Genomic DNA, 24,046 nt, shown 5'->3' with positions numbered 1-24,046 from the left:
CGGGCGCCTCAGGCAGGCAGGAGCTCGCGTTCGCGGCGTTGCTCCACACGTTTCCAGATTTTCTCGTGGAGGTGGAAACCGAAGGCATTGCACAGCGGCTCGACGATCGCCACCAGTCCGCCGACGGTGACGCTTCCGGTCAGCAGGTAGGCCACGGTGAAGGCGATGCAGAAATGCATGACGGTGAAGGTGACGGTCTTGAGCATGTCGATTCTCCTGAGAATCATTCGCATGCGCTTAATGTAGGGGTATCCCGCGCCCCGGGGAAATCGAGCGCCTGCATCGGCTCGATTGATTGGCCCGATCAGGTCGCCGAAGGCCGCTGTCGTCCCTGGCATGGTGATGTCGCAAAGCGTTGCCTGGAGGTCGTATGCAGCGGGGTTCCCCCTGTCCCGAGTAGGGATCATCAAGGGGCTGGCAAGACGCTGGCACCGTCCACGGGCGGAGAGTGCGCCGAACCGGCGCTGGCAGGCGAATGTTTCGGGGGATCGATGAAGATGAACATGCGACGCTTGATGGGAATGGGCGCCGGGCTGTTGCTTGCCTTCGGCATGGGCTCGGCGATGGCGGCGGACAAGCCGACACTGAAGATCGGCTACGTGGACGGCTGGGCGGACAGCGTGGCGACCACCCACGTGGCAGCCGAGGTGATTCGCGAGAAACTCGGCTATCCGGTCGAGCTGATGCCGGTGGCGACCGGGATCATGTGGCAGGGCGTGGCGAAGGGGCAGCTCGACGCGATGCTCTCCGCCTGGCTGCCTGTCACCCATGGTGCCTACTACGAGAAGATGAAGGACGAAGTCGTCGACCTCGGCGCCAACTACAACGATGCCAAGATCGGCCTGATCGTGCCCGAGTACGTCAAGGCCAAGAGCATCGCCGACCTTGCTGGCGAGAAGGACGCCTTCCGCGGCCGCATCGTTGGCATCGACGCCGGCGCCGGTGTGATGCTCAAGACCGAAGAAGCGATCAAGGAATACGGTCTGGACTACAAACTGCAGGCCAGCTCCGGCAGTGCGATGACCGCCGAGCTCGCCCGTGCGATCAACAGCAACCGCGCCATTGCCGTCACCGGTTGGATTCCGCACTGGATGTTTGCCAAGTGGAAGCTGCGCTTCCTCGAAGATCCGAAAGGTATCTACGGTGAAGCCGAGCACGTCGACAACATCGCCAACCCTGGCCTGGAAGCCAAGGCACCCGAAGTCTGGGCGTTCCTGAAGAACTACTCCTGGGGACCGGAGGAAGTCGGTTCGGTAATGCTCGCGGTGGAAGAGGGCGCGAAGCCCGCCGATGCCGCGAAAAAGTGGGTGCAGGACAACCCCGATCGCGTTGCCGGCTGGCTCAAGTGACAGTCTGAACCGCGAGTAACGAAGGGCCGCATCGCGGCCCTTCGTCGTTATGGGTGGCTGCAATGCGCTTCCTGCGTCGGGTCGCTTGGCTTAGGATACCCCCTCCTCATACCTCCTACCTGGACCGCCGTTGAAAGAAGATCCGCAACTCGAGGCCGAAATGCGCCAGGCTCTGGGCCTGGGTACCGTCGCGCCGGAGCCGACGCCTCGCAAGAAACATCCCGCTACCTACACCCTGGTCGAACTCAGCGTACGCAAGAACGGTAGTGGCGCGCCCGAGCGATTCACCCATCGTTCCAGTTCGATCGTTCGCCTGGTTGCCCAGATGGAAGCCGAGAAAGCCGCGCGCAAGGCCGGCTACGAGCCCTGGGTGCTGCTCGACATCCAGCAGATCAGCGACTGAGCCAAGGAAGGCTCCCTCTTTCCAATCCTCGCCCCCCGCCCGGCACTGCGTTCGTGGCAAAGCCTGAGCCCGTCTCTGGGATGACACCTTGTCGAGTCGCTGAAACCTTGGCCGCGCCTGGTTGTTCTACCGGATAACCATCGGTGCGCTGCCCTAGGTCGTTTCTGGCAGTTCGTATCGATGTCCATTCCGATCCGCCGGGAGGACCAGCGATGGACAACTACCACGTCAAGAAAGCCGCCAGGGGATGGGTGCTCGTCAAGGAAGGCGCCGAACGTCCGGCACGGATGTCGGGGAGCAAGGCCGAGTTGCTGAAGATCGTCAGCAAGTTCATGGAAGACAAGACCGCCTCGGTGAAGATCCATAAGGTCGATGGCTCCCTGGCCGAGGAACGCACCTACCCGCGTCTGGTCGACGCCGAAAGGCGCGCCGGCTGAAGACCGGCGATAACGCTTGGCGCCCCACTCGGGGCGCCACCCTTCCGAGGACTGGATTCAGGTCACCGCGCCCACCGGCCAGGGGACGAACTCGTTGTCGCCATAGTCGTAGCCTTCGCTCTTCGAGGGAGAGCCGGAGGCGATCTCGATGATGGCCTCGAAAATCCGCTCGCCCGCCTGGGCGACCGTTTCCTGGCCGTCGACGATCCCCCCGCAGTTGATATCCATGTCTTCCTGCAGGCGTTGGTACATCTCGCTGTTGGTGGCGAGCTTGATGCACGGCGCCGGCTTGAAGCCGGACACCGAACCGCGCCCGGTGGTGAAGCAAATCAGGGTCGCCCCGGAGGCGATCTGACCGGTCACCGAGACCGGGTCGTAGCCAGGACTGTCCATGAACACGAAACCCTTTTCCTCGATCGGCTCGCCGTATTCGTAGACCGCATTGAGCGAGGTCGAGCCCCCCTTGGCCGCGGCGCCCAGGGATTTCTCGAGGATGGTGGTGAGGCCGCCGGCCTTGTTCCCCGGTGAGGGGTTGTTGTTCAGTTCGGCGCCGTTGATCGCGGTGTAGTGCTCCCACCAGCGCAGGCGTTCGAGGAGCTTCTCGGCCACCTCGTGGCTGATCGCGCGCTGGATCAGCAGGTGCTCGGCACCATAGATTTCCGGCGTTTCGCTGAGGATCGCGGTTCCGCCGTTACGCACCAGCAGGTCGGCCGCGTGGCCCAGCGCGGGGTTGGCGGTAATTCCCGAGTAGCCGTCGGATCCGCCGCATTCCAGGCCCAGCATGATGTGCTCGACGCTTTCCTCGGTACGCTCCAGGCGGCCAATGGCGCGCGCCACGGATTCCACCTGCTCGATGGCCTTCTCGATGCTCTTGCGCGTGCCACCGGCGTTCTGGATGTTGAACACGCGAAACGTCTCGGTTTCTTCCAGGGCGTGTTTCTTCAGCAGCGAGGAAATCTGGTTGGTCTCGCAACCCAGGCCGATGATCAGCGCGCCGGCGATGTTCGGGTTGCGCGCGTAGCCCCAGATGCTGCGTTCGAGGAACTTGAAGCCCTCGGACTCGGTGTTGATCGCACAGCCACCGCCGTGGGTGAGGGCCACCACGCCGTCGATGTTCAGCGAGCTCAGCAGCTCGGAGTTCTTGAAGTGCCCGGCCACGGCACGCGAGACGGTCGCCGAGCAGTTCACCGTGGAGAGGATGGCGATGTAGTTGCGCGTGCCCACGCGACCGTCGGCGCGGCGGTAGCCGAGGAAGCGTCGGCGTTGTTCGGGCGGTAATACCGGCGTCCGCGCGATCGGCGGGGGGAGGGCATCGCTGGCATGGCTGGCCGGCATCTCGACGTTATGCACGTGCACGTGCTCGCCGGCCTGAATGTCGCGGGTGGCGACGCCGATGACCTGGCCATACTTGAGCACGGCGCTGCCGGCGGGAATGTCGCGGCGGGCGATCTTGTGGCCGCTGGGAATTTCCTGGCGCGCGCTGACGCCGATCTCGGCGATCTCGCTGCCCGCGGCGATGGCCCGGCGGGCCACCGCGACGGCGTCGGCGTCGCTGAGCACGACCACTGACTGATTGCTGGTGATGAGTTGCATGGAGGCTGTTCCCGGTTTTGTTGTTCTACGGAGGGTGGTGCGACGATCTTGGCAAAAATGAACATTGCACGCAATGTTTGTCGGTGCTAAGGTCGCTGCCAATGGCGCTGACCGCCAGTCCACAAGAACAACAGGCGAAGGTCACCTCGTATGCCCAGCTACATCCGCTGCACCCTGCCGTTCCTGCGGCCGTCCGTTGGGGAGATTCTCTGATGCGCCGGCTCGTCGATGGCTACTTCCTCCTGCTCAAGATTCTCGCGGTGTTCTGCCTGGTGACCATGGTCGTGCTGGTGTTCGGCAACGTGGTGCTGCGCTACGGCTTCAACCAGGGCATCACGGTGTCCGAAGAGCTCTCGCGCTGGGCCTTCGTCTGGCTGACCTTCCTCGGCGGCATCGTCGTGCTGCGTGAACGGGGGCACATGGGCGTCGACCTGCTGGTCAGCCACCTGCCACGCCTGGGCGAGCGCTTCTGCCTGATTGTCGCGCAGGGGCTGATGCTCGCCTGCTCGCTGCTGTTCCTGAAGGGCAGTTGGGTGCAGATGCAGATCAACCTGAGCTTCCCGTCGCCGGTCACCGGCTTCTCGATGGGTTGGTTCTACGGCTCGGGCGTGGTGTTCGGTGCCTCCGCCGCACTCATCCATCTCTACGAGATCGGCCGCCTGCTCACCCAGCGCGACATCCACGAGCATTCGCGGCGTTTCGAAACGCACCTCTGAATCCGCTCGCACGAACGACAAGAACAATCCGGAGTGAAACGATGGTCATCATCGCCATATTCGTCTGCTCGCTGATCGGCGCCATGGCCATTGGCGTGCCGATCGCCTTCTCGCTGATCCTCTGCGGCATCGCGATGATGTACTACCTCGATCTGTTCGACGCCCAGATCATCGCGCAGAACCTGATCAACGGTGCCGACAGCTTCCCGCTGATGGCCGTGCCATTCTTCATGCTTGCCGGTGAGTTGATGAACGCCGGCGGTTTGTCCAAGCGCATCGTCAACCTGGCCGTGGCCCTGGTGGGGCACATCCGTGGCGGCCTGGGCTACGTGACCATTCTCGCCGCCTGCCTGCTCGCCAGCCTGTCCGGCTCGGCGGCGGCGGATGCCGCGGCGCTGGCCGCGCTGCTGGTGCCGATGATGGTCAAGGTTGGCCACGATCGTGCGACCTCGGCGGGGCTGGTGGCTTCGGCCGGGATCATCGCGCCGGTGATTCCGCCGTCGATCGGCCTGATCCTCTTCGGTGTGGCCGGCAACCTGTCGATCACCAAGCTGTTCCTCGCCGGCATCGCGCCGGGGGTGATGATGGGCGTGGCGCTGTGCTTCTCCTGGTACCTGGTGTCGCGCAAGGAAACCATCGAACTGACCCCGCGCGCCTCGCGCCGTGAAGTGGCGCACGCGCTGCTCGACGGCATCTGGGCGCTGATCCTCCCGGTGATCATCCTGGTCGGCCTGAAGGCCGGGGTCTTCACGCCCACCGAGGCGGGTGTGATCGCCGCGGTCTATGCCCTCTGCGTGTCGCTGTTCGTCTATCGCGAGCTGCGCATCCGCGACCTCTACGGTGTGCTGCTCAATGCCGTCACCACCACCTCGATGGTGATGTTCCTGGTCGCCTCGGCGATGGTCGCCGCCTGGGTGATCACCGTCGCCGACCTGCCCAGCGAAGTCATCGCGCTGATGGAGCCGCTGATGGACAGCCCGCGCCTGCTGATGCTGCTGATCGTGGTGATCATCGTGCTGATCGGCATGGCGATGGACATGTCGCCGATCATCCTGATCCTCGCCCCGGTGATGTTGCCGGTCGCGGTAGAGGCGGGCATCGACCCGATCTACTTCGGCGTGATCTTCGTGATGACCTGTGCCGTCGGCCTGATCACGCCGCCCGTGGGGCTGGTGCTCAACGTGGTGGCCGGGGTCTCGCGCATCGACTTCATCGCCACGGTCAAGGGCGTGCTGCCGTTCCTGCTCGCCGAGCTGGTGGTGATCGGCCTGCTGTTGGCCTTCCCCGACCTGTTGCTGGTTCCGGCCGCCTGGATCAGCGGCTGATCCGATTCTGCCGTTCGCCGTGGCGGACGGCGCGAGATAGAGGGGCGCGAGGCCCTTCGAAAGATGCCGAAAAGGCAAACACGACAAGAGGAAACGTCATGAAAATAATTCCAAAAGCCCTGACCGCGCTACTTTGCTCCACGCTGCTGTTCTCCGCTGCCAGCCATGCCGAAGAGATCAACCGTCACAACTTCAAGATCGCCTTCGTGCAGGCCAAGAATCACCCGCATGGGCTCGGTGCGCAGAAGTTCGCCGACCTGGTGAAGGAGAAGAGCGACGGCAAGATGAAGGTCATGGTCTTCGCCAGCGGCACCCTGGGCGGCGATACCCAAGTGATCTCCTCGCTGCAGGGCGGCACCGTGGACATGACCCTGGTCACCCCCGGCCTGCTGACCGGCATCGAGAAGGGCTTCGGTCTGTACGGCATGCCGTTCCTGTTCCAGAGCTCCCAGGAAGTGGATGCCGTGCTCGACGGCCCCGTCGGGCAGAAGCTGCTCGACCGCCTGCCGCCCCACGGGCTGATCGGCCTGGGTTACTGGGACCACGGTTTCCGCCACGTTTCCAATAACGTGCGGCCGATCACCAAGCTCGAGGACCTGCAGGGCCTGAAGATCCGCGTGCAGCAGATCCCCACCGCCATCGAGACCTTCAAGGCGCTCGGTGCCAACCCGGTGCCGATGTCCTTCACCGAGCTCTATACCGCGCTGGAGACCGGCACCGTGGATGGCCAGGAAAACCCGCTGGCAGCCGTGGAGACTTCGAAGTTCTACGAGGTACAGAAGTACGAGTCGCTCACCGGCCACTTCTACGACCCGCTGGTCGCGGTGTTCAGCAAGAAGACCTGGGACGAGCTCAACGACAGCGAGCGCAAGATCGTGCGTGAGGCCTCGCTGGAGGCCCAGGCCTACGAGCGCAAGGTCTCCCGCGAAATGGACGTGACCTCGCGCAAGGCGCTGACCGATGCCGGGATGCAGGTCAACGACGTCGCCCCCGAGGAAATCGCGCGCATGCGTGAGCACCTCAAGCCGGTGACCGAGCGTTTCACCCAGGAATACGGCCCCGAACTGGTCGGCGAAGTGATGGCCGAGATCCAGAAGGTGCGCGACGCACAGTGATCCGCGAGCGCGGCCGGCGGCTGCCGGTCGCGCCGCGCAAAGCAGGAGCATTCCATGTCTGATTTGAACGTCGGCTTCATTGGCCTGGGCCTCATGGGACGGGCCATGGCCGGACACATCCTGCGCGCGGGTTATCCGCTGCAGGTCCTGGCCAACCGCAATCGCCAGCCGGTCGAGGCGCTGGTCGCCGAGGGCGCTCGCGAGGCTACCTCGGCCGCCGAGCTGGCGCGGGCGGTGGATGTCGTGCTGCTCTGCCTGCCGGGCTCGAAAGAGGTGCAGCAGGTGCTCGCCGGCGAGGCGGGGCTGCTCGCCGGGCTGGGTGCGGGGAAGATCGTCGTCGACTGCAGCACGGGTGACCCGGGCCTGACCGCGGGCATTGCCGCCGCGGTCGAGGCCACCGGCGCCGCGTACCTGGACACGCCGGTCAACCGCACGCCGAAAGAAGCGGCGGAAGGGCGCCTGAACGTGCTCGCCGGCGGCGATGCGGCGGTCCTGGCCAAGGTCCGGCCGATCCTCGAGCGCTTCTCCGAGACCCTGCACCACCTGGGGCCGGTGGGTTCCGGGCACAAGGCCAAGGTGATCCACAACTTCATCGCCCAGGGCAACGCGGCGATTCTTGCCGAGGCGTTCACCGCCGCGGCGAAGAACGGCATCGACCTGGGCGCGTTCGCCGATATCTGCAGTTTGAGCGGCGGCCACAGTCGCACCTTCGACCGTATCATCCCATTCGTCCTCTCGGGCGATGACTCGGGCCAGCGCTTCGCCATCGCCAACTGCGAGAAGGACATGCGCTACTACACCCAGTTGGCGAAAAGCTCGCCTTCGACGGGTATCGTTGCCGAGTCGGTGTACCAGACCTTCCTGCTCGCCATGAGCCTGGGCCACGGCGAGAAATACGTCCCGCACCTGTTCGACGTGCTGGGTGAGATCAATGGCGTGCGCGTGCGCGCCTGCAAGGAGCAAGACGCATGAAACTGCTGCGCTACGGCCCCCGCGGCCAGGAAAAACCCGCGCTGCTGGACGCCCAGGGCACCCTGCGCGACCTCTCCGCGGTGCTGCCGGACATCACCGGCGCGACCCTCTCCGCCGCTAGTCTGGCCGAGCTCGCCGCGCTGGACCCCGCCGGCCTGCCGGCGGTCGCCGGCGAGCCGCGCCTGGGCACGCCCTGGGGCGGCATCGGCAAGATCATCTGCGTGGGCCTGAACTATGCCGACCACGCCAAGGAGTCCGGCCTGCCGGTGCCCAGCGAGCCGGTGCTGTTCACCAAGGCCACGTCGGCGATCAACGGTCCCTTCGACGACGTGATGCTGCCGCGCGATTCGCAGAAGACCGATTGGGAAGTCGAACTGGGCATCGTCATCGGTACCCGTGCCCGCTATGTCGAGCAGGACCAGGCGCTGGCGCACGTCGCCGGCTATTGCATCGTCAACGACGTCTCCGAGCGGGCCTACCAGCTCGAGCGCGGCGGCACCTGGGACAAGGGCAAGGGCTGCGACACCTTCGCGCCGATCGGTCCCTGGCTGGTGACCCCCGAAGAGCTCGGCGACCTGCGCGACCTCGATCTTCAGTTGTCGGTGAATGGCGAGGTACGCCAGCAGGGCAGCACCCGCACCATGATCTTCGGCGTCGAGGAGATCGTCTCCTACATCAGCCAGTTCATGACCCTGGAACCGGGCGACCTGATCTGCACCGGCACGCCGCCGGGCGTCGGTGCCGGCATGCAGCCGCCGTGCTTCCTGGCCGCCGGCGACGAGATGCGCCTGTCCATCGCCGGCCTCGGCGAGCAGCGGCAGAAGGTCGTCGCCTGGGCGCGATGAGGGACCCTGCGCTTCAGCACGCGACGAGCCATGCTCCCTCGTGCTGAAACGCCTACCGGCGCGGCCATGAGCGAAATGCCCCCAGGCCGCCGCTCATAGATCGAGCTACAGATGATCAGCAGACGCTTGTACCCCGGCCGCGACTATCGCCGCGCGCAGAACATCGACGAGCTGCGGCAGATGGCGCGCCGCCGGCTACCGAACTTTTCCTTCGAGTACGTGGAGGGTGGCGCGGACGACGAGGTCACCCTGCGTCGCAACCGTAGCGTGTTCGAATCCATCACCCTGCAGCCGCGCACCTTGCGCGCGGTGGGCGCGCGAGACCTGCGGCGCGACTTCTTCGGCGTGCCCTCCCGGCTGCCGTTCATGATCGGCCCCACCGGCTTCAACGGGCTGCTCACCCACCAGGGCGACCTGCGCCTGGCCGAGGCCGCCGCGCGTGCCGGTATTCCCTTCGTGCTGAGCAACGCCTCCACCGTGTCCATCGAGGACATCGCCGCGGTGCCCGGCGTGCGCGCCTGGATGCAGCTCTATCTCTACCGTACCCGCGAGCACGTCGCGCGGCTGGTGCAGCGCTGCCTGGCGCTGGGCCTGGAAGCCATCATGGTGACCACCGACAGCGCCATTTTCGGCAACCGCGAGTGGGACCGACGCAACTACGTGCGGCCATTGCAACTGGACCTGCGCAACCGTCTGGACACCGCCTTGCATCCGGGCTGGATCTGGGACGTGCTGGTGCCCCATGGGGTGCCGCGCTTCAAGAACCTCGGCGACCTGCTGGCGCCCGGGCAGGACAGCGTCAAGGGTGCGGCCAGTGCCCTGGCCGCCGAACTCGATCCGACCCTGGCCTGGGAGGACATCGCCTGGCTGCGTGACCTTTGGCCCGGCAAGCTGATCGTCAAGGGCCTGCTGCACCCGCACGACGCCGAGCTGGCGCTGCGCTATGGCGTGGACGGGCTGGTGCTGTCCAATCACGGCGGTCGCCAGCTCGACGGCGCCGTCTCGGCGATGGACACCCTGCCGGAGATCGCCCAGCGCGTCGGGGGGCGTCTGCAACTGTTCCTCGACGGCGGTTTTCGCCGTGGCAGCGACATTGCCAAGGCCTTGCTGCTGGGCGCCGACGGTGTCCTCATCGGCCGCGCCGGACTCTACGGCCTGGCCGCCGGCAAGGGGCCGGGAGCGAGCCATGCCATCGACATCCTGCGCAGTGAACTGGATCGCACCGTCGGGCTGCTGGGATGCTCCAGCCTCGCCGAGCTGACCCCCGAACTGATCCACGACAGCGCCTGGCGCGCGCGTGCCGAAGCGGCGCAGCGGGGCAGGGCGGCGTCGGCGAGGGCGGAGGCCTCGCACGAGGGCGCTTAACAAAAGATAACGTGGCGCCGATTGTCAGCCTGGCGCAGGCGCCCGTACATTCGTCCTACCCATAACAAGAACAAGGGGGACGGTCCATGTCATGGACTCTTGCCGAGCGCCTGCGCCTGTGCGCCGGGTCGCTCGCCCTGGCGCTCTGCGGCGCCCTCGCCAGTTTCTCCGTCGGCGCTGCCACGCAGCCGGCCGAGGCCATCGCATCACCACTTGCCGAACACCGCCTGTTGCTCGACGTCGTCCGCGCCGGTCCGCGCCTGGTCGCGGTGGGTGACCGCGGGCACGTGCTCTATTCGGACGACCAGGGCGCCAGTTGGACCCAGGCCCGGGTACCGACGCGGCAGATGCTCACCGCCGTCTATTTCATCGATGCGCAGACCGGCTGGGCGGTCGGCCACGATGCGCAGATCCTCGTCAGCCACGATGGCGGCGCCAGCTGGACGCTGCAGTTCGAGGACCGCGAGCGCGAGGCGCCGCTGCTCGACGTCTGGTTCGCCGACGCCCACCGTGGCTTTGCGGTGGGCGCCTATGGCGCGCTGTTGCGCAGCGACGATGGCGGCGCGCACTGGGAGGACATCGGCGGCGAACTGGACAACGAGGACGGCTACCACCTCAACGCGCTCGCCGAGGCACCGGGCGCCGGACTCTTCGTGGTCGGCGAGATGGGCGTGATCTTCCGCTCCGAGGATGGCGGCGACAGCTGGCAGCGTCTGGACTCGCCCTACGAGGGCTCGCTGTTCGGCGTGCTCGGCGACGGCCAGGGGGGCGTGCTGGTGTTCGGCCTGCGCGGCCACCTATTCCGTTCCGACGATGCGGGCGCCAGCTGGCAGCGGCTGCCGTTGCAGGACGCCCAGGGCCAGGCACTGGAGTCCGGCCTGGCCGGCGGCGCGCGTCTGGCCGATGGTTCGATGGTCGTGGTCGGCCATGCCGGCAGCGTGCTGCGCAGCCGCGACGGCCGCCAGTTCAGCCTCTACAGCCGCGCCGACCGACTGTCGCTGTCCGCCGCCGTCGGCAACGACGAGGGTGACCTGATCCTCGTCGGGCAGGGCGGCATTCACCTGGCGACCGACAGCGGCGCCGACCTGGGCCAATAACTCGAACAAGGAAGCCCCCATGAGTTCGCACCGGCAAAACCCCGCCTCGCTGCTCGAACGCCTGGTCTTCGGTCACCGTCCGCTGGTGATCCTGCTTTGCGCGCTGATCAGCCTGTTCCTCTTCTACCAGGCGCTGCAGGTCCGCCCGCAGACCAGTTTCGAGAAGATGATCCCGTTGCAACACCCCTACATCCAGACGATGCTCGAGCATCGCGACGACCTGGCCAACCTTGGTAATACCGTACGCATCGCGGTAGCGGCGGTGGACGGTGACATCTTCAGTCGCGAATACATGGAGACGCTGCGGCAGATCCATGACGAGGTGTTCTACCTGCCGGGCGTGGATCGTGCCGGGCTGAAGTCACTGTGGAGCCCCAGCGTGCGCTGGACCGAGGTCACCGAGGAAGGCTTCGCCGGTGGCGAGGTGATCCCGCAGACCTACGACGGCTCCGCGCAGAGTCTCGCCGAGCTACGCGGCAACGTACTCAAGTCCGGCCAGGTCGGGCGTCTGGTCGCCAACGACTTTCGCTCCAGCATCGTCGAGGTACCGTTGCTCGAGGCCTATCCCGATCCCGAGGACCCGGGGCGTCTGCAACGGCTCGACTACCAGGCCTTTTCCCACCAGCTGGAAGAGAAGATCCGCGACAAGTACCAGGCACAGAACCCCAACGTACGGGTACACATCGTCGGCTTCGCCAAGAAGGTCGGCGATCTGATCGATGGGCTCTTCGGCGTTGCGCTGTTCTTCGCCGTGGCGATCATCATCACGCTGGCCCTGCTGTTCTGGTTCACCCGTTGTCTGCGTAGCACCGTGGCGGTGGTGAGCACCACGCTGGTGGCGGTCGTCTGGCAGCTTGGCCTATTGCACACCCTGGGCTACGGGCTGGACCCGTACTCGATGCTGGTGCCCTTCCTGGTGTTCGCCATCGGCATCTCCCACGGCGTGCAGAAGATCAACGGCATCGCCATGGCCTCGGGGGAGGCGCCGGATGCGCTGAGCGCCGCGCGCATGGCGTTCCGTCAACTGTTCATTCCCGGCCTGGTGGCCTTGCTCTCCGATGCGGTGGGCTTCACCACCTTGCTGCTGATCGACATCGGCGTGATCCGCGAACTGGCGATCGGCGCATCGCTGGGGGTGGCGGTGATCATCCTCACCAACCTGATCCTGCTGCCGGTGACCATCTCCTACATCGGCATCAGTCCGCGCGCGGCGAGCCTGGCACGGGAGTCCGCGGCCCGAGAGCATCCGCTGTGGCGCGCCATTGCCGCATTCGCCAGCCCGCGGGTGGCGCCACTGTCGCTGGGCATCGCGCTGCTCGCGCTGCTCGGCGGGCTGTGGTACGGGCAGAACCTGAAGATCGGCGACCTCGACCAGGGCGCGCCGGAGCTACGCCCGGACTCGCGCTACAACCTGGACAACGACTTCGTCATCGACCACTACTCGACCAGCTCCGACGTGCTGGTGGTGATCGTGCGCAGCGGCACCGAGCAGTGCTCCAGCCACCGCGCCCTGGCGGCGATGGACGCGTTGATGTGGCGCATGGAGAACACCCCCGGCGTACAGTCGGCGGTGTCCATGGTCAGCGTCTCGCGGCAGGTCATCAAGGGCATGAACGAGGGCAGCTTGAAGTGGGAGACGCTGTCGCGCAACCAGGACGTGCTGAACAACTCCATCGCCCGCGCCGAGGGGCTCTACAACGCGGATTGTTCCGTGGCGCCGGTGCTGGTGTTCCTCGAGGACCACAAGGCCGAAACGCTGCAGCACGTCGTCGCCGAGGCCAAGGCGTTCGCCGCCGAGCATGACGAGGAAGGCCTGGAGTTTCGCCTGGCGGCGGGCAATGCCGGCATCGAGGCGGCGACCAACGAGGTCATCGATGCCTCCGAGACGACCATGCTGATCGCCGTCTACGCGGCGGTCACCGTCATGTGCCTGCTGACCTTCCGCTCGCTGGCGGCAACGCTTTGCGTGATCCTGCCGCTGGTGCTGACCTCGGTGCTGGGCAACGCGCTGATGGCCTTCCTCGGCATCGGCGTGAAGGTTGCGACCCTGCCGGTGATCGCCCTCGGCGTGGGCATCGGCGTGGACTACGGCATCTACATCTACAGCCGCCTGGAGAGCTACCTGCGCGAAGGGCTGCCGCTGCAGGAGGCCTACTACCGAACGCTGCGCTCCACCGGCAAGGCGGTGCTGTTCACCGGCGTGTGCCTGGCCATCGGCGTCGCGACCTGGATCTTCTCGGCAATCAAGTTCCAGGCGGACATGGGCCTGATGCTGACCTTCATGTTCCTCTGGAACATGTTCGGCGCCATCTGGCTGTTGCCGGCGCTGGCGCGCTTCCTGGTGAAGCCGCCGCGTTCCGCTACGGAGTGAGGTTGGCGAGACCCCGCCAGCTACGCGGCGGTTTCTCGCCCGAACGGCACCCCAAAGGGTGCCGTTTTTATTTTCAAGTTACTGTAAATAATGGGTTTTCATGAATTGTTACGACTTGGCATGGGGGCTGCAAATGCGTCCCTCGCCCGGTCGAGCCGGGCTACAAGCACAAGCGTTTCCTTGTCGCACAGTCCTGGATGAATCCCTGCCATGTTCCGTCGAACGCTTTACAAGAGCCTTTACCTGCAAGTTTTAGTGGCCATCGCCCTGGGCATTTTCCTCGGCCATTTCTACCCCGACACCGGCGCGGCGATGAAGCCGCTGGGTGACGGTTTCGTCAAACTGATCAAGATGGTCATCGCGCCGATCATCTTCTGCACCGTGGTCACCGGCATCGCCGGTATGCAGAACATGAAGTCGGTCGGCAAGACCGGCGGCATCGCGCTGCTGTACTTCGAAATCGTTTCCAGCATCGCCTTGCTCATCGGCCTGGCGGTGGTCAACCTGATGCAGCCGGGCGCCGGCATGCACGTCGATCCCAACTCGCTGGATACCTCCGGTATCGCCGCCTATGCCGCCGCTGGCGCCAAGCAGAGTACCGTCGACTTCCTGCTCAACGTGATTCCCGCCACGGTGATCGGCGCCTTCGCCAGCGGCGATATCCTGCAGGTGCTGTTCTTCTCCGTGCTGTTCGGCTACGCCCTGCAGCGCCTGGGCGATCGTGGCCGTCCGGTGTTCCTGTTCATCGAGCACACCGCGCAGATCTTCTTCAACATCATCAACGTGATCATGAAGGTCGCGCCCATCGGTGCCTTCGGGGCCATGGCCTTCACCATCGGCAAGTACGGCGTCGGCAGCCTGGTGCAATTGGGCCAACTGATGCTCTGCTTCTACATCACCTGCGTGCTGTTCGTGCTGGTGGTGCTGGGCAGCATCGCCCGCGCCCACGGCTTCAGCGTGGTGAAGTTCATCAAGTACATCCGCGAGGAACTGCTCATCGTGCTCGGCACCTCGTCGTCCGAGTCGGCCCTGCCGCGCATGATCACCAAGATGGAGAAGCTGGGTGCCGACAAGTCGGTGGTGGGCCTGGTGATTCCCACCGGCTACTCGTTCAACCTCGACGGTACGTCCATCTACCTGACCATGGCCGCGGTGTTCATCGCCCAGGCCACCGACACGCCGATGGACATCAGCCACCAGATCACCTTGCTGATCGTGCTGCTGATCGCGTCCAAGGGCGCCGCCGGCGTCACCGGCAGCGGCTTCATCGTGCTCGCCGCCACGCTTTCCGCCGTTGGCCACCTGCCGGTGGCGGGGCTGGCGCTGATCCTCGGTATCGACCGCTTCATGTCCGAAGCGCGCGCGTTGACCAACCTGGTCGGTAACGGCGTCGCCACCCTGGTCGTGGCCAAGTGGTGCAAGCAACTCGACGAAAAAGCCCTGCATGCCGAACTCGACGGTGAGCCCGTCCCCCTGCAGGAGCAGCCGCTCTCCGAGGGGCTGCCAGAGGCCCGCTGACTGCTACCGGTCACACTCCTTCGACCGCCCGCCATGGGCGGTTTTTTTTGAGCGCCGCTCGGCCCGATGGGTGTCGGGCCAGGCCTCGACGGGCGCCTGCACGCGCGAGCCTGCGGATCAGCCCGGGTACAGCGGTGGCAGCGGGCCTTCGTGACGCTCCACGGCGTCGTTGTCCGGCAGGCTGCGCAGCGCCTTCCAGAGGTCCTCGCCCTGCCAGCGGAGATCCGCTTCGCTGGCGTAGAGTGCGCCGTTGAGTTCATCCAGGGCCTGGGACAGCGGCGCGTGACGGGCCGCCATCTGCGCCAGGGTCTCCGGCTGTTGGCGGGCCCAGGCGTCCAGTGCCTGGCGGGTGGCCTGGGGCTCGCCGGCCTGGCAGCTACGCTGGACCTCGTCGAGCAGGCGTGGATCGCTGCTGCGTACGGTGACCGTCGGCGCCCGGCGGCGCGCCCGGCAATACAGGCCGAAGCCGAGCAGGGTGGTGCAGCCGAGCAGCGCGCAGGCCAGTTGCCACGGCCACAGGCGCGGGTCCCGCAGCGCTGGCGTGGACGCGGTGGGCGCGCCGGAGTTTGCCGCGGGGACCGGCGCCAGGCCGGGGTTGGCCTGCACCTGGATGCTGCGTGCCGGCAACTCGGCATATTCCACCCGCTCGAGTTCGGTGTTCCACCAGGCCAGGCGCTGCGCGGGCACTTCGATGCGTCCGGCACCGGCGGCGAGCAGTGCCTGGCTTTGCTCCAGGCTGCCGACCACACCGTCTTCCTGCACGCTGTCAGTGACCCTGGCCGGTTCCGGGTAGCGCCGCAGGTCGCCACTGGGCGTGGCCTCGGGCAGTTGCAACTGGGCCCCGGGCAGGCCCGCGGCATGCAGCGTGAGGGTCCGCGTGAGGGAGTCGCCGACGCGTACCTCGGCAGCGTCCGGCGTCCAGCTATCCTCCAGGCTCAGCGAGCGCGCAGGCAGCCAGGTGGCATCGGCGGGATAGCTGGCAGGGCGCGGCTGTACGCGCAGCGGAATGTCCGGCGAGCGCACCCGAATCATGCGCTCGGCGCGGCTGGCCGGGCCGCCTTCGCCCGCGCTGCTGTCGTCCACCGCGGTGGCGCTGAAGACCTGCCCCGGAATCAGCAGATCGCCGCTGTGCTGCGGGTAGATCGCGTAGTGGCGTTCGATCACGCCGTGGCGTACGCCTGCGATTTCCTTCTCGTAGACCTGCGCGCTGCCCAGCGGGATCACCCGCGCGTCCTCGACCTCCAGGGGGGCCAGGCTGCTGTCGTCGTAGAGCGGCACCGAGTGGTAGATGCGCAGGGTGAGCACCGCCTGGGCCTGAACGTAGACCTGTTCGCGATCCAGGGTGGCGTCGATGAATACCGGCCCAAGGCGCCGCTCGCCGGCTTCCTTGCCCGCCTGTGCGACGTGGAGGGTCAGCGGCTGGCTGCGCGCCTCACCCAACTGCACCGGGGGAATCACCAGGAACCCGCTGCGACGCGGTTTGAGGGTCACGACCCAGCGGCTGCCCGCCGGGTTCTGGGCGCCTTCGGCGAGACGATTGAACTGGCGTGTGGCGAGTACCTCGAAGTCGGCATCCAGCGGACTGAGGTCCGGGCGGCCGAACAGCGTGGCGTCGTCGCTGCTCAGGGTCAGTTCGAACGGGTCGCCCCAGTCGAGGCGGTCACGGTCGAGACTGGCGACCAGGCTGGCGGCGCCGGCCTGGCCGGCACACAGCAACAGGGCCAGGAATAACGCGCGGATCATGGTGCAGACTCCTGCTGCTGTCTTTCGTACCAGAACTTGCGGCGCAGCAGTTCGGCGGGATCGTCGGGGACCTGGCGCAGCCACTGCTCCAGGGCCTGCTCATTTTCCGCGTCGAGCTCGCGGGAAAGGGCATCGCCACTGCCGTCGGCAGGCGTGGCGTTCGTGCTGTCGGGGGCGGCGATGCCTTGATCGTCGGCCTGCGACGGATCGGGGGACTGTGGCGCGGCGCTGGCCTGCTGGGCAAGCTGCGCTTCCACCAGCGCCAGGTTGGTCCGGGCGTCCTCCAGTTCGGGGTCCAACTGCAGGGCTTCGCGCAGTGCCTGGCGGGCCGCCGCGAGGTCTCCGGCGCGGGCCAGCGCGGTACCTTGGTTGTAGCGATCCACGGCGCTTTCGCCCTGGGCGTAGAGCTGCGCCGCGGCGGCATAGTCCCCGCTGCGGTAGAGCGCCAGGGCCCGCCAGCGCGGATCACTGAAGCGTTGCGCGGCGGCTTGCGGGCGCTGCTCCTGGAGCAATCTCAGGCCCTGCTGGTCGGCGCGCAGCCAGAGGTCCTCGAAGCTCATCGCCTGTGCCGGCGGCGGCAGCCAGACGCACAGCAGCAAGGCGAACAGCCAGCCGCGCCGCGCGGCGCAGGCGGCCAGCAGCAGGAGCGGCAGAAGCAGCCAATGACCTTGATCGACCCAGCCGCGGCGCTGCTCCTCGTGGGCGCCGCCACTGCGCGACGCGCCGGTGAGATTGAGTGCGGCGAGGTCGGCGTCATCCACCGCGGCGCGGGCGTAGCGGCCGCCGATCTCCAGGGCGAAGCGGCGCAGGCTGCCCGAATCCAGGCGCGGCAGCTCGATGGCGCCATTGGCATCGCGTACGAAGCTGCCATCCTCGCGGGGGATCGGCGCGCCCTGTTCGCTGCCTACGCCGAGCACGCGCAGGCCGAGGCGCTCGATGTCCGGGACGGTGGCGATGCCAGCGCGCTCTTCGGCGTCGAGTCCGGCGGTGATCAGCAGCACTTGCCCGCCGCCTTGCTGGGCCTGGCGCAGCAGGGCGATCGCGCGCTTCACGGCCAGGTCAGCGCGCTGTCCGGCACGGGGCATGATCGACGGGCGCAGGGCGTCGAGCAGGTTGAGCGTGGTGGCCAGGTCGTTGGACAGCGGCACCAGCACGTGGGCACTGCCGGCATACACCACCACCGCCGTGTAGCCGCTGCGCCGTTCCAGCAGGTCGCGCAGCTTGCGCTTGGCCTGCTCCAGGCGATTGGGCGCTGCATCGCCGGCCAGCATGCGCGGAGTGACTTCGAGGATCGCCACCAGTGGCGGGTCGTTGTCGGCGGCCAGCGGTCGGGTCTGCGGCCAGCCGGGGCCGGCCAGGGCGAGTATCGCCAGCAGGCCACCGAGGCCCAGGGCCAGTAAGCCGCCGCGCCGGGCGGGGTCGCCGCCGCCATGCAACAGCAGGGCGTGGTAGCGCGCGGGCAGCAGCGTTTCCCAACGTCCGCCGCGTTGCCGGCGTCGCGACCATTGCCATAGCAGCAGGCCGAGCAGCGGCAGCAGCAGCAACCAGGCGGGACGCTGGAACAGCCAGAGGGTCGTCATCGGCGCCGCTCCTGGCGCAGACGCAGTGCGCCGAGCAGCAGCAGGGCCGCCGCCAGTGGCCAGGGGTAGAGCGGCTGCGCTTCGCGTGCTCGGCCGGTTTGCCGGCGTACCGGCTGCAGGCGATCGAGGGTGGTCTCGATGACTTCCAGATCGGCCTGGTCGCGGGCACGGAAGTACTCGCCGCCGGTGGTTTCGGCGAGGCGCCGCAGGCTGGTCTCGTCGAGCCGGTTGGCGGAGCCGAAAAGCCCCCCGATGCCGGCGTTACCGGGATCGGCGCCGATGCCCAGGGTGTACAGCGTCACGCCGCTCTCGGCGGCCAGCCGTGCCGCGACCCTGGGGCTGAGTTGCCCACCGGTGTTGGCGCCATCGGTGATCAGCACCAGCACCAGGCTCTTCGCCGGTTGTTGGGTCAGGCGCTTGAGCGCCAGGCCAATGGCGTCGCCGATCGCGGTGTCCTGTCCGGCGATGCCGACACGCGCCTCGTCGAGCCAGGTGCGGACGGTGTGCAGGTCGAAGGTCAGTGGCGATTGCAGGTAGGCCTGGCTGCCGAACAGGATCAGGCCGATGCGATCGCCTTGGCGCTCTTCGATGAAGGGGCCGAAGATGCGCTTGACCAGCGCCATGCGGCTGATCGGCTGGCCCTCCCACTGCATGTCCTCGCTGTCCATGGAACCGGAGACATCCACTGCCAGCAGCAGGTCGCGTCCGCTGGCCGGCAACGGCAAGGGTTCGCCGAGACGCTCCGGGCGCGCCGCCGCGCAGAGCAGCAGCAGCCAGACCAGCAAGTAGGGCCACTGGCGCCGCCAGTCACCCAGGCTCAGGCGCCGCGCGCGGCGTCCGGCGAGGCTTTGCAATTCATCGAGGAAGGCCACCTGCAGCACGGCGCTGCCGTCGCTCGCGGCGGGCAATATTGCGCGCAGCAGCCAGGGCAGCGGCAACAGCAGCCAGATCCACGGCCAGGCGAACTCAGGCATGCTTGCGAATCCAGGTCGCTACGGCCTGGGCCAGCCCGTCGATGGCCTTGTCGTCGAGCCGGCAGTCAGGGCGGTAGACGCCCTCGACGAGCACCATCCAGCGCGTCAGTCCGGCGGCCGGGCAGCGGTTGTCCAGGTAGGCCAGCCAGGCGCGCCCGCTCAGCGTCTGGCAGTTGTCCTGGGGATAGCGCGCCAGGCACAGGCGGCGCAGCAGGGCGTTGAGTTGCTGCAGCCAGGGGCCGGCCTGGTTGCCCTCGAGCGGCCGCGGCAGGCGTTGCAGTTCGAGCAGGGCGATCTGCCGCATCGGCTCCAGGCCGTCTTCCTCGGCAGGCGCGTTGGTCGCGGGCGTGCGCGCCCGCCAGCGCCATACCAGCAGCGCGATGAGCAGCAGCAGGAGCACACCGAGCAACCACCAGCCCGGCGCCGGTGGCCACCCGCCTGGCGGCGCGGGTTCGATGGGCGGACGCAGGCCCTCCAGCGCACTCATCGCGCGGCTCCCGACGGCGTGCCCTGCAGTTGTTCGCGCAATTGCTCGATCAATCCACGACCACTGCTCAGTGCCAGCAGCGCCACCCCCAGGCGTTGCGCCAGGCGCTCCCAGCGCTGGCGGCGCTCGGCAGCCTGTTCGCGATAGCGCTGGCGCAGTTCGGGATCGTCGCTGTCGATTTCCAGCACCCGGAGGCCGTCGCCCAGGCGCAGCAGGCCGGCACTGGGCAGGTCGTGTTCCAGCGGGTCGCTGATCGGCAACAGCAGCAGGTCGCAATGACGCGCGAGCAACGCCAGATGCCGCTCGGCCTCGTCGTCCAGGCCGCGTTCGTCGCAGATCGCCAGCAGCAGGCTGCCCGGGCGCAACACCTCGCGGACCCGACGCAAGGCCAGGCTGGTTGCCTGGGGCGACGGCGGAGTGAAGGCGTCCAGGCGGGCATTGCAGTGGACCAGCCGACCGAGCAACTGCAGCAGGCTCTGCTTGCTGCGACGGGGCTTGACCTCATGATGCTCGCCGCTGCCGAAGACCAGCCCGCCGACGCGGTCGTTGTGCGCCAGCGCAGCCCAGCCGAGCAGGGCAGCCAGTCGTGCGGCGAGCACCGACTTGAAGCATTCGCCGCTGCCGAGGAACAGCCCGCGGCTCTGCTCGACGAGCAGGTAGACCGGGCGCTCGCGTTCTTCGTGGAAGAGCTTGGTGTGGGGCTCTTGGGTTCGCGCGGTAACGCGCCAGTCGATGGTGCGCACGTCGTCACCGGGCTGGTAGATGCGCACCTGGTCGAAGTCGATGCCGCGGCCGCGCAGCCGCGAACGGTGCAGGCCGAGCAGTGGGCTACGGCGCTGGTCGGCGCTGAACAACGGCACCTCGTGCACGTGGTGACGCATCTCCAGCAGGTCTGCCAGTTCCACGTAGGCGCCGGCGACGTCCCGCCCGGGGCGCTCCATCAGCCCACCGCCACCACGTCGAGGATGCGCTGGATCACCCGATCCTGGTCTATACCGGCGGCTTCCGCCTCGAAGGACAGCACGATGCGATGGCGCAGCACGTCGAACACCACGGCCTGGATATCCTCGGGGCTGACGAAGTCGCGCCCCGCCAGCCAGGCATGTGCGCGGGCGCAGCGATCGAGGCCGATGCTGCCGCGGGGGCTGGCACCGTAGGCGATCCACTCGCCGAGTTCGGCGTCGAAGCGCGACGGGTAGCGCGTGGCCATGACCAACTGCACCAGGTATTCCTCCAGTGAGTCGGCCATGTGCTGGCCGAGCACCTGCTTGCGCGCGGCGAAGATCGACTGCTGGCTGACGCGTCGTTCGGGATGCGCTTCGCCATTGAGCGCTTCGCCGCGCGCCTGCTGGAGGATGCGCCGTTCCACCGAGGCCTCGGGGAAGCCGATCTTCACGTGCAGCAGAAAACGGTCGAGCTGGGCTTCGGGCAATGGATAAGTGCCTTCCTGCTCGATCGGGTTCTGCGTCGCCATCACCAGGAACAGGGGCGGCAGGTCGTAGGTGGAGCGGCCGACACTGACCTGGCGCTCGGCCATGGCCTCGAGCAGTGCCGATTGCACCTTGGCCGGCGCCCGGTTGATCTCGTCGGCGAGCACCAGGTTGTGGAAGATCGGGCCTTGCTGGAAGACGAAGCTGCCAGTCTCCGGGCGGTAGATCTCGGTGCCGGTGATGTCTGCGGGCAACAGGTCGGGGGTGAACTGGATGCGATGGAACTGCGCCTCCAGACCTTCGGCGAGGTCCTTGATGGCGCGGGTCTTGGCCAGCCCCGGGGCACCCTCGACGAGCAGGTGGCCGTCGGCGAGCAGGGCGATCATCAGCCGGTCCAGCAGGCGTTCCTGGCCGAGGATGTGGCTGCCCAGGTACTGCCTGAGGCTGAGCAGTTCTTCGCGATGGGGCATGGACTAGGCATCGTTGGGGCGGCGCGGCCGCGGGCAGGCCATGTTAATCGAAGGCCGAAGTCTCGACCATGTTTGGCGGTGGGCCGGCCGACTCGAGCCGGTGCGGCGATCGCCGCCCTGGAGCCTGGGTTGAACGATCCAGCCTCTGGAGGACGCCGCCGAAGGGGCGGCCTGGGCGAGACGGGCAAGGCCGGACGTACTCGCCCAATTTGCGCGTAGCGCGTGCTAAGAAACGCCCCCCGCGCCGCCGATGACGGACGCGGGGGGCGTCGCGTCTCAGGCCAGACGGAACTGGCTGGTCGAGGTTTCCAGCGCGGCGACCTGGGTCGACAGACTGCGTGCGTGCTCGTCGAGCGTCTGGCGCAGTTGGCGGGTCTCTTCGGTGTGATGGTTGATGTCGTCCATCTTGCCGGCGATATCCAGGGTGGTGGTGGAGATTTCCTCGACGGCGACCACCACGCGGTTCATCTCGTCGTTGAGCTGTTCCATGGACTGGGTGATGACGCCGATGGCCTCGGCGACCTGTCCCGCATGGTTCTCGCTGTCCCCGGCGAGGTTCAGGCCGCGCTCCATCAGCGTGTCCATCTGCCGCGTTTGTTGCTGGAACTCGCCGACGATGTGGGCGATGTCGGTGGTCGCGGCGACGGTCTTCTGCGCCAGCGAGCGCACTTCGTCGGCGACCACCGAGAAGCCGCGTCCGGCTTCGCCGGCGCGCGCGGCCTCGATGGCGGCGTTGAGCGCCAGCAGGTTGGTCTGGTCGGCGAGGCTGTTGATCACATCGATGATGCCGCTGACGCGCGTGCTCGACTGACTCAGCAGGGAAACCTGCTCGTGGGTCGCCTGGATGGTGCCGGAGAGGTTGCGCATGCTTGTCACGCTGGCATCGATCACCCGCGAGCCCTGGCGCGCCGACTCCACCGCCGAGCGCGTGGCTTCGCCGACTTCGGAGGTACGCTGGGCGATCTCGTTGACCGTCAGTGAGATCTGTCGGGAAGCGGAAGCCGCCTGCTCGGTCTGCGACTCCACCTGGGCGCTGTTCTGCTCCAGGCGGCGCATGGCTTCGTTAAGGTAGTCGCGCAGTTCGCCCAGATGGCGATTGCCCTGCAGAACCTGGGCAACCACGGTGGAAATGCCCTCGATCATGCGGTTTGAGGTCTGGCCCAACTGGTTGAATTCGTCCCGCGGGTTTCGCCCTTCCTCAAGGGTACGCGAGAGGTTGCCGGCGGCCACCTGGGTGAGCAATTCGCCGACCCGGCCCAGTTGCAGCATCAACTGCTGGGAGACGCGCCAGAGCATGCTCAGCAGCACTATCGAGACGATGACGAAGGTGATGCCAAGCAGCACCAGGCTCGACTGCCGTGCCTGATCGGCCTGCTGCGCGGTGCGTGCGAGGATGCCGTTGCCGAGCAGTTCGTTCTGCGCTTCGATCTGTTGCTGTACTTGCTGCGAGGCCTCCTTCAGACGGGTTTCGACGTCGCGTAGCTGCAACACCAGCGCGTCGATGTCGTCGAAGGCGCGGGAATACTCGGTGGCCGACTTGCCGATGGCGGTTTCTTCCCATTCCAGCCCCGCGAGGGTCGCCTGTAGCGTCTTGATGGCTTCCCGGGCCTGCTTGGCCTGCTCCGGATCGAAGTTCGCCAGGTAATCGCGCTGGGCGCGTAGCGCCTGTGCGATGGTGGGCTGGATCAAACTGATGTTGATCTGTTCGAGCTTCTGCGCCGCGGCGGAAATGATCTTGCGCTGGCCCTGGTCGGGCGCCAGGCCGAACTGCTCGCGCAGTTTCAGCCACTGCTCCTGCAGGGCCAGGCCCACCTGAAGTTGCTCGGTGATGGACTGCGCGGAGCGGAGCACCTCGGGGTCTCCCAGCCCCTGGGCACGCGGCACCAGTTGCTCGAGATAGGCCTGCAAACGCTGCTGGCGTTCGCTGAACGCCTCGCGCGAGGCGCTGTTCAGGCCGTTGCGCGATTGCTCCAGGGTCAGCCAGCCGTTGAGCAGGTTGAGCGAGAGGTTGCGGTAGTTGGTGGCGGCCTGTTGGGCCTGCATGGCACCGCCAATCTGCGCATTGCTCCAGATCGATGCAGCGGTCATCAATGCCAGGCTGAGCAGCGCGATGCAGCCCAGCAGCAGGAACTTCTGTTTCCAGGAAAGAAAGAACTGCATGATCGATCCTTCGTTTGTTGTTATTGGCAGACCCGAACGGTCCGGGAGCGCAGAGTAAACCAGACGCTGCGTGGGCTCTAGGGCCTGCTGCCGTTT

General features: G+C 66.9%; 21 protein-coding genes and 1 pseudogene. 13 read left to right on the top strand and 9 right to left on the bottom strand.

The features are described from left to right. Positions 1-8: 8 nt before the first annotated feature. The gene (locus ACYRGX_RS16605; RefSeq protein WP_473053558.1) at positions 9-206 is read right to left on the bottom strand and encodes a DUF2061 domain-containing protein; all 198 of its coding nucleotides are present in this window, start codon (positions 204-206) and stop codon (positions 9-11) included. A 285-nt stretch (positions 207-491) separates the two neighbouring features. Between ACYRGX_RS16605 and ACYRGX_RS16600 the strand changes: the two genes are divergently transcribed. From ACYRGX_RS16600 to ACYRGX_RS16590, 3 genes are all read left to right on the top strand, one after another. Next, positions 492-1,349 (top strand): glycine betaine ABC transporter substrate-binding protein, encoded by an 858-nt coding sequence (locus ACYRGX_RS16600; protein ID WP_473053557.1) that lies wholly within the window; start codon positions 492-494, stop codon positions 1,347-1,349. A gap of 130 nt (positions 1,350-1,479) precedes the next feature. After that, positions 1,480-1,752 (top strand): hypothetical protein, encoded by a 273-nt coding sequence (locus ACYRGX_RS16595; RefSeq protein WP_473053556.1) that lies wholly within the window; start codon positions 1,480-1,482, stop codon positions 1,750-1,752. Between the two features lie 212 nt (positions 1,753-1,964). Further along, positions 1,965-2,189 carry a DUF2188 domain-containing protein gene (locus tag ACYRGX_RS16590; protein ID WP_473053555.1) on the top strand — a complete coding sequence of 75 codons (225 nt, stop codon included), beginning with the start codon at positions 1,965-1,967 and terminating at the stop codon, positions 2,187-2,189. A gap of 57 nt (positions 2,190-2,246) precedes the next feature. Here the strand turns inward: ACYRGX_RS16590 and ACYRGX_RS16585 are convergent, their stop codons facing one another. After that, a complete protein-coding gene (locus tag ACYRGX_RS16585) occupies positions 2,247-3,782 on the bottom strand; it encodes a UxaA family hydrolase (protein ID WP_473053554.1) in 1,536 nt (511 codons plus the stop codon). Between the two features lie 212 nt (positions 3,783-3,994). Between ACYRGX_RS16585 and ACYRGX_RS16580 the strand changes: the two genes are divergently transcribed. The 10 genes and pseudogenes from ACYRGX_RS16580 to ACYRGX_RS16535 all read left to right on the top strand — a co-directional run bounded on the left by ACYRGX_RS16580 (position 3,995) and on the right by ACYRGX_RS16535 (position 15,106). Continuing rightward, positions 3,995-4,498 (top strand): TRAP transporter small permease, encoded by a 504-nt coding sequence (locus ACYRGX_RS16580; RefSeq protein ID WP_473053553.1) that lies wholly within the window; start codon positions 3,995-3,997, stop codon positions 4,496-4,498. Positions 4,499-4,539: 41 nt separating this feature from the next. Next, the gene (locus ACYRGX_RS16575; RefSeq protein WP_473053552.1) at positions 4,540-5,823 is read left to right on the top strand and encodes a TRAP transporter large permease subunit; all 1,284 of its coding nucleotides are present in this window, start codon (positions 4,540-4,542) and stop codon (positions 5,821-5,823) included. Positions 5,824-5,921: 98 nt separating this feature from the next. Beyond that, positions 5,922-6,938 (top strand): TRAP transporter substrate-binding protein, encoded by a 1,017-nt coding sequence (locus tag ACYRGX_RS16570; protein WP_473053551.1) that lies wholly within the window; start codon positions 5,922-5,924, stop codon positions 6,936-6,938. A gap of 36 nt (positions 6,939-6,974) precedes the next feature. Next, positions 6,975-7,475, top strand: a pseudogene (locus ACYRGX_RS16565) (NAD(P)-dependent oxidoreductase); the annotation flags it as partial. Between the two features lie 15 nt (positions 7,476-7,490). Continuing rightward, the gene (locus tag ACYRGX_RS16560; RefSeq protein ID WP_473056714.1) at positions 7,491-7,910 is read left to right on the top strand and encodes an NAD-binding protein; all 420 of its coding nucleotides are present in this window, start codon (positions 7,491-7,493) and stop codon (positions 7,908-7,910) included. Continuing rightward, entirely contained in the window at positions 7,907-8,755 is an 849-nt protein-coding gene (locus ACYRGX_RS16555; RefSeq protein WP_473053550.1) for a fumarylacetoacetate hydrolase family protein, read from the top strand. Before ACYRGX_RS16560 ends, ACYRGX_RS16555 begins: the two co-directional genes overlap by 4 nt. Before the next feature lie 111 nt (positions 8,756-8,866). Next, complete coding sequence (locus ACYRGX_RS16550) at positions 8,867-10,120, top strand: alpha-hydroxy acid oxidase (RefSeq protein ID WP_473053549.1); 1,254 nt, start codon at positions 8,867-8,869, stop codon at positions 10,118-10,120. A gap of 86 nt (positions 10,121-10,206) precedes the next feature. Next, positions 10,207-11,217, top strand: coding sequence for a WD40/YVTN/BNR-like repeat-containing protein (locus ACYRGX_RS16545; protein ID WP_473053548.1), 1,011 nt, complete (start codon positions 10,207-10,209; stop codon positions 11,215-11,217). 19 nt (positions 11,218-11,236) lie between these two features. After that, positions 11,237-13,588 carry an efflux RND transporter permease subunit gene (locus tag ACYRGX_RS16540; protein WP_473053547.1) on the top strand — a complete coding sequence of 784 codons (2,352 nt, stop codon included), beginning with the start codon at positions 11,237-11,239 and terminating at the stop codon, positions 13,586-13,588. Positions 13,589-13,798: 210 nt separating this feature from the next. After that, on the top strand, positions 13,799-15,106 hold the full coding sequence (locus ACYRGX_RS16535; protein WP_473053546.1) for a dicarboxylate/amino acid:cation symporter: 1,308 nt from the start codon (positions 13,799-13,801) through the stop codon (positions 15,104-15,106). A gap of 117 nt (positions 15,107-15,223) precedes the next feature. On the opposite strand, the gene ACYRGX_RS16530 is transcribed toward ACYRGX_RS16535, so the two are convergent. The 7 genes from ACYRGX_RS16530 to ACYRGX_RS16500 all read right to left on the bottom strand — a co-directional run bounded on the left by ACYRGX_RS16530 (position 15,224) and on the right by ACYRGX_RS16500 (position 23,950). Continuing rightward, on the bottom strand, positions 15,224-16,849 hold the full coding sequence (locus tag ACYRGX_RS16530; protein ID WP_473053545.1) for a BatD family protein: 1,626 nt from the start codon (positions 16,847-16,849) through the stop codon (positions 15,224-15,226). Then, positions 16,846-18,429, bottom strand: coding sequence for a VWA domain-containing protein (locus ACYRGX_RS16525; protein WP_473053544.1), 1,584 nt, complete (start codon positions 18,427-18,429; stop codon positions 16,846-16,848). The genes ACYRGX_RS16530 and ACYRGX_RS16525 overlap by 4 nt, the downstream gene beginning before the upstream one ends. Continuing rightward, the gene (locus ACYRGX_RS16520; RefSeq protein ID WP_473053543.1) at positions 18,426-19,403 is read right to left on the bottom strand and encodes a VWA domain-containing protein; all 978 of its coding nucleotides are present in this window, start codon (positions 19,401-19,403) and stop codon (positions 18,426-18,428) included. The genes ACYRGX_RS16525 and ACYRGX_RS16520 overlap by 4 nt, the downstream gene beginning before the upstream one ends. Next, positions 19,396-19,890 carry a DUF4381 domain-containing protein gene (locus ACYRGX_RS16515; protein ID WP_473053542.1) on the bottom strand — a complete coding sequence of 165 codons (495 nt, stop codon included), beginning with the start codon at positions 19,888-19,890 and terminating at the stop codon, positions 19,396-19,398. Before ACYRGX_RS16515 ends, ACYRGX_RS16520 begins: the two co-directional genes overlap by 8 nt. After that, entirely contained in the window at positions 19,887-20,831 is a 945-nt protein-coding gene (locus ACYRGX_RS16510) for a DUF58 domain-containing protein (protein ID WP_473053541.1), read from the bottom strand. Before ACYRGX_RS16510 ends, ACYRGX_RS16515 begins: the two co-directional genes overlap by 4 nt. Continuing rightward, complete coding sequence (locus ACYRGX_RS16505; RefSeq protein WP_473053540.1) at positions 20,831-21,790, bottom strand: AAA family ATPase; 960 nt, start codon at positions 21,788-21,790, stop codon at positions 20,831-20,833. Before ACYRGX_RS16505 ends, ACYRGX_RS16510 begins: the two co-directional genes overlap by 1 nt. Before the next feature lie 276 nt (positions 21,791-22,066). Beyond that, positions 22,067-23,950 (bottom strand): methyl-accepting chemotaxis protein, encoded by a 1,884-nt coding sequence (locus tag ACYRGX_RS16500; RefSeq protein ID WP_473053539.1) that lies wholly within the window; start codon positions 23,948-23,950, stop codon positions 22,067-22,069. Positions 23,951-24,046 lie beyond the last annotated feature (96 nt).

The sequence above is a fragment of the Pseudomonas sp. R4-15 genome, from assembly GCF_055768815.1.
Note: the sequence above shows the minus strand (reverse complement) of the source record. Positions and strands in the feature narration are given on the sequence as shown.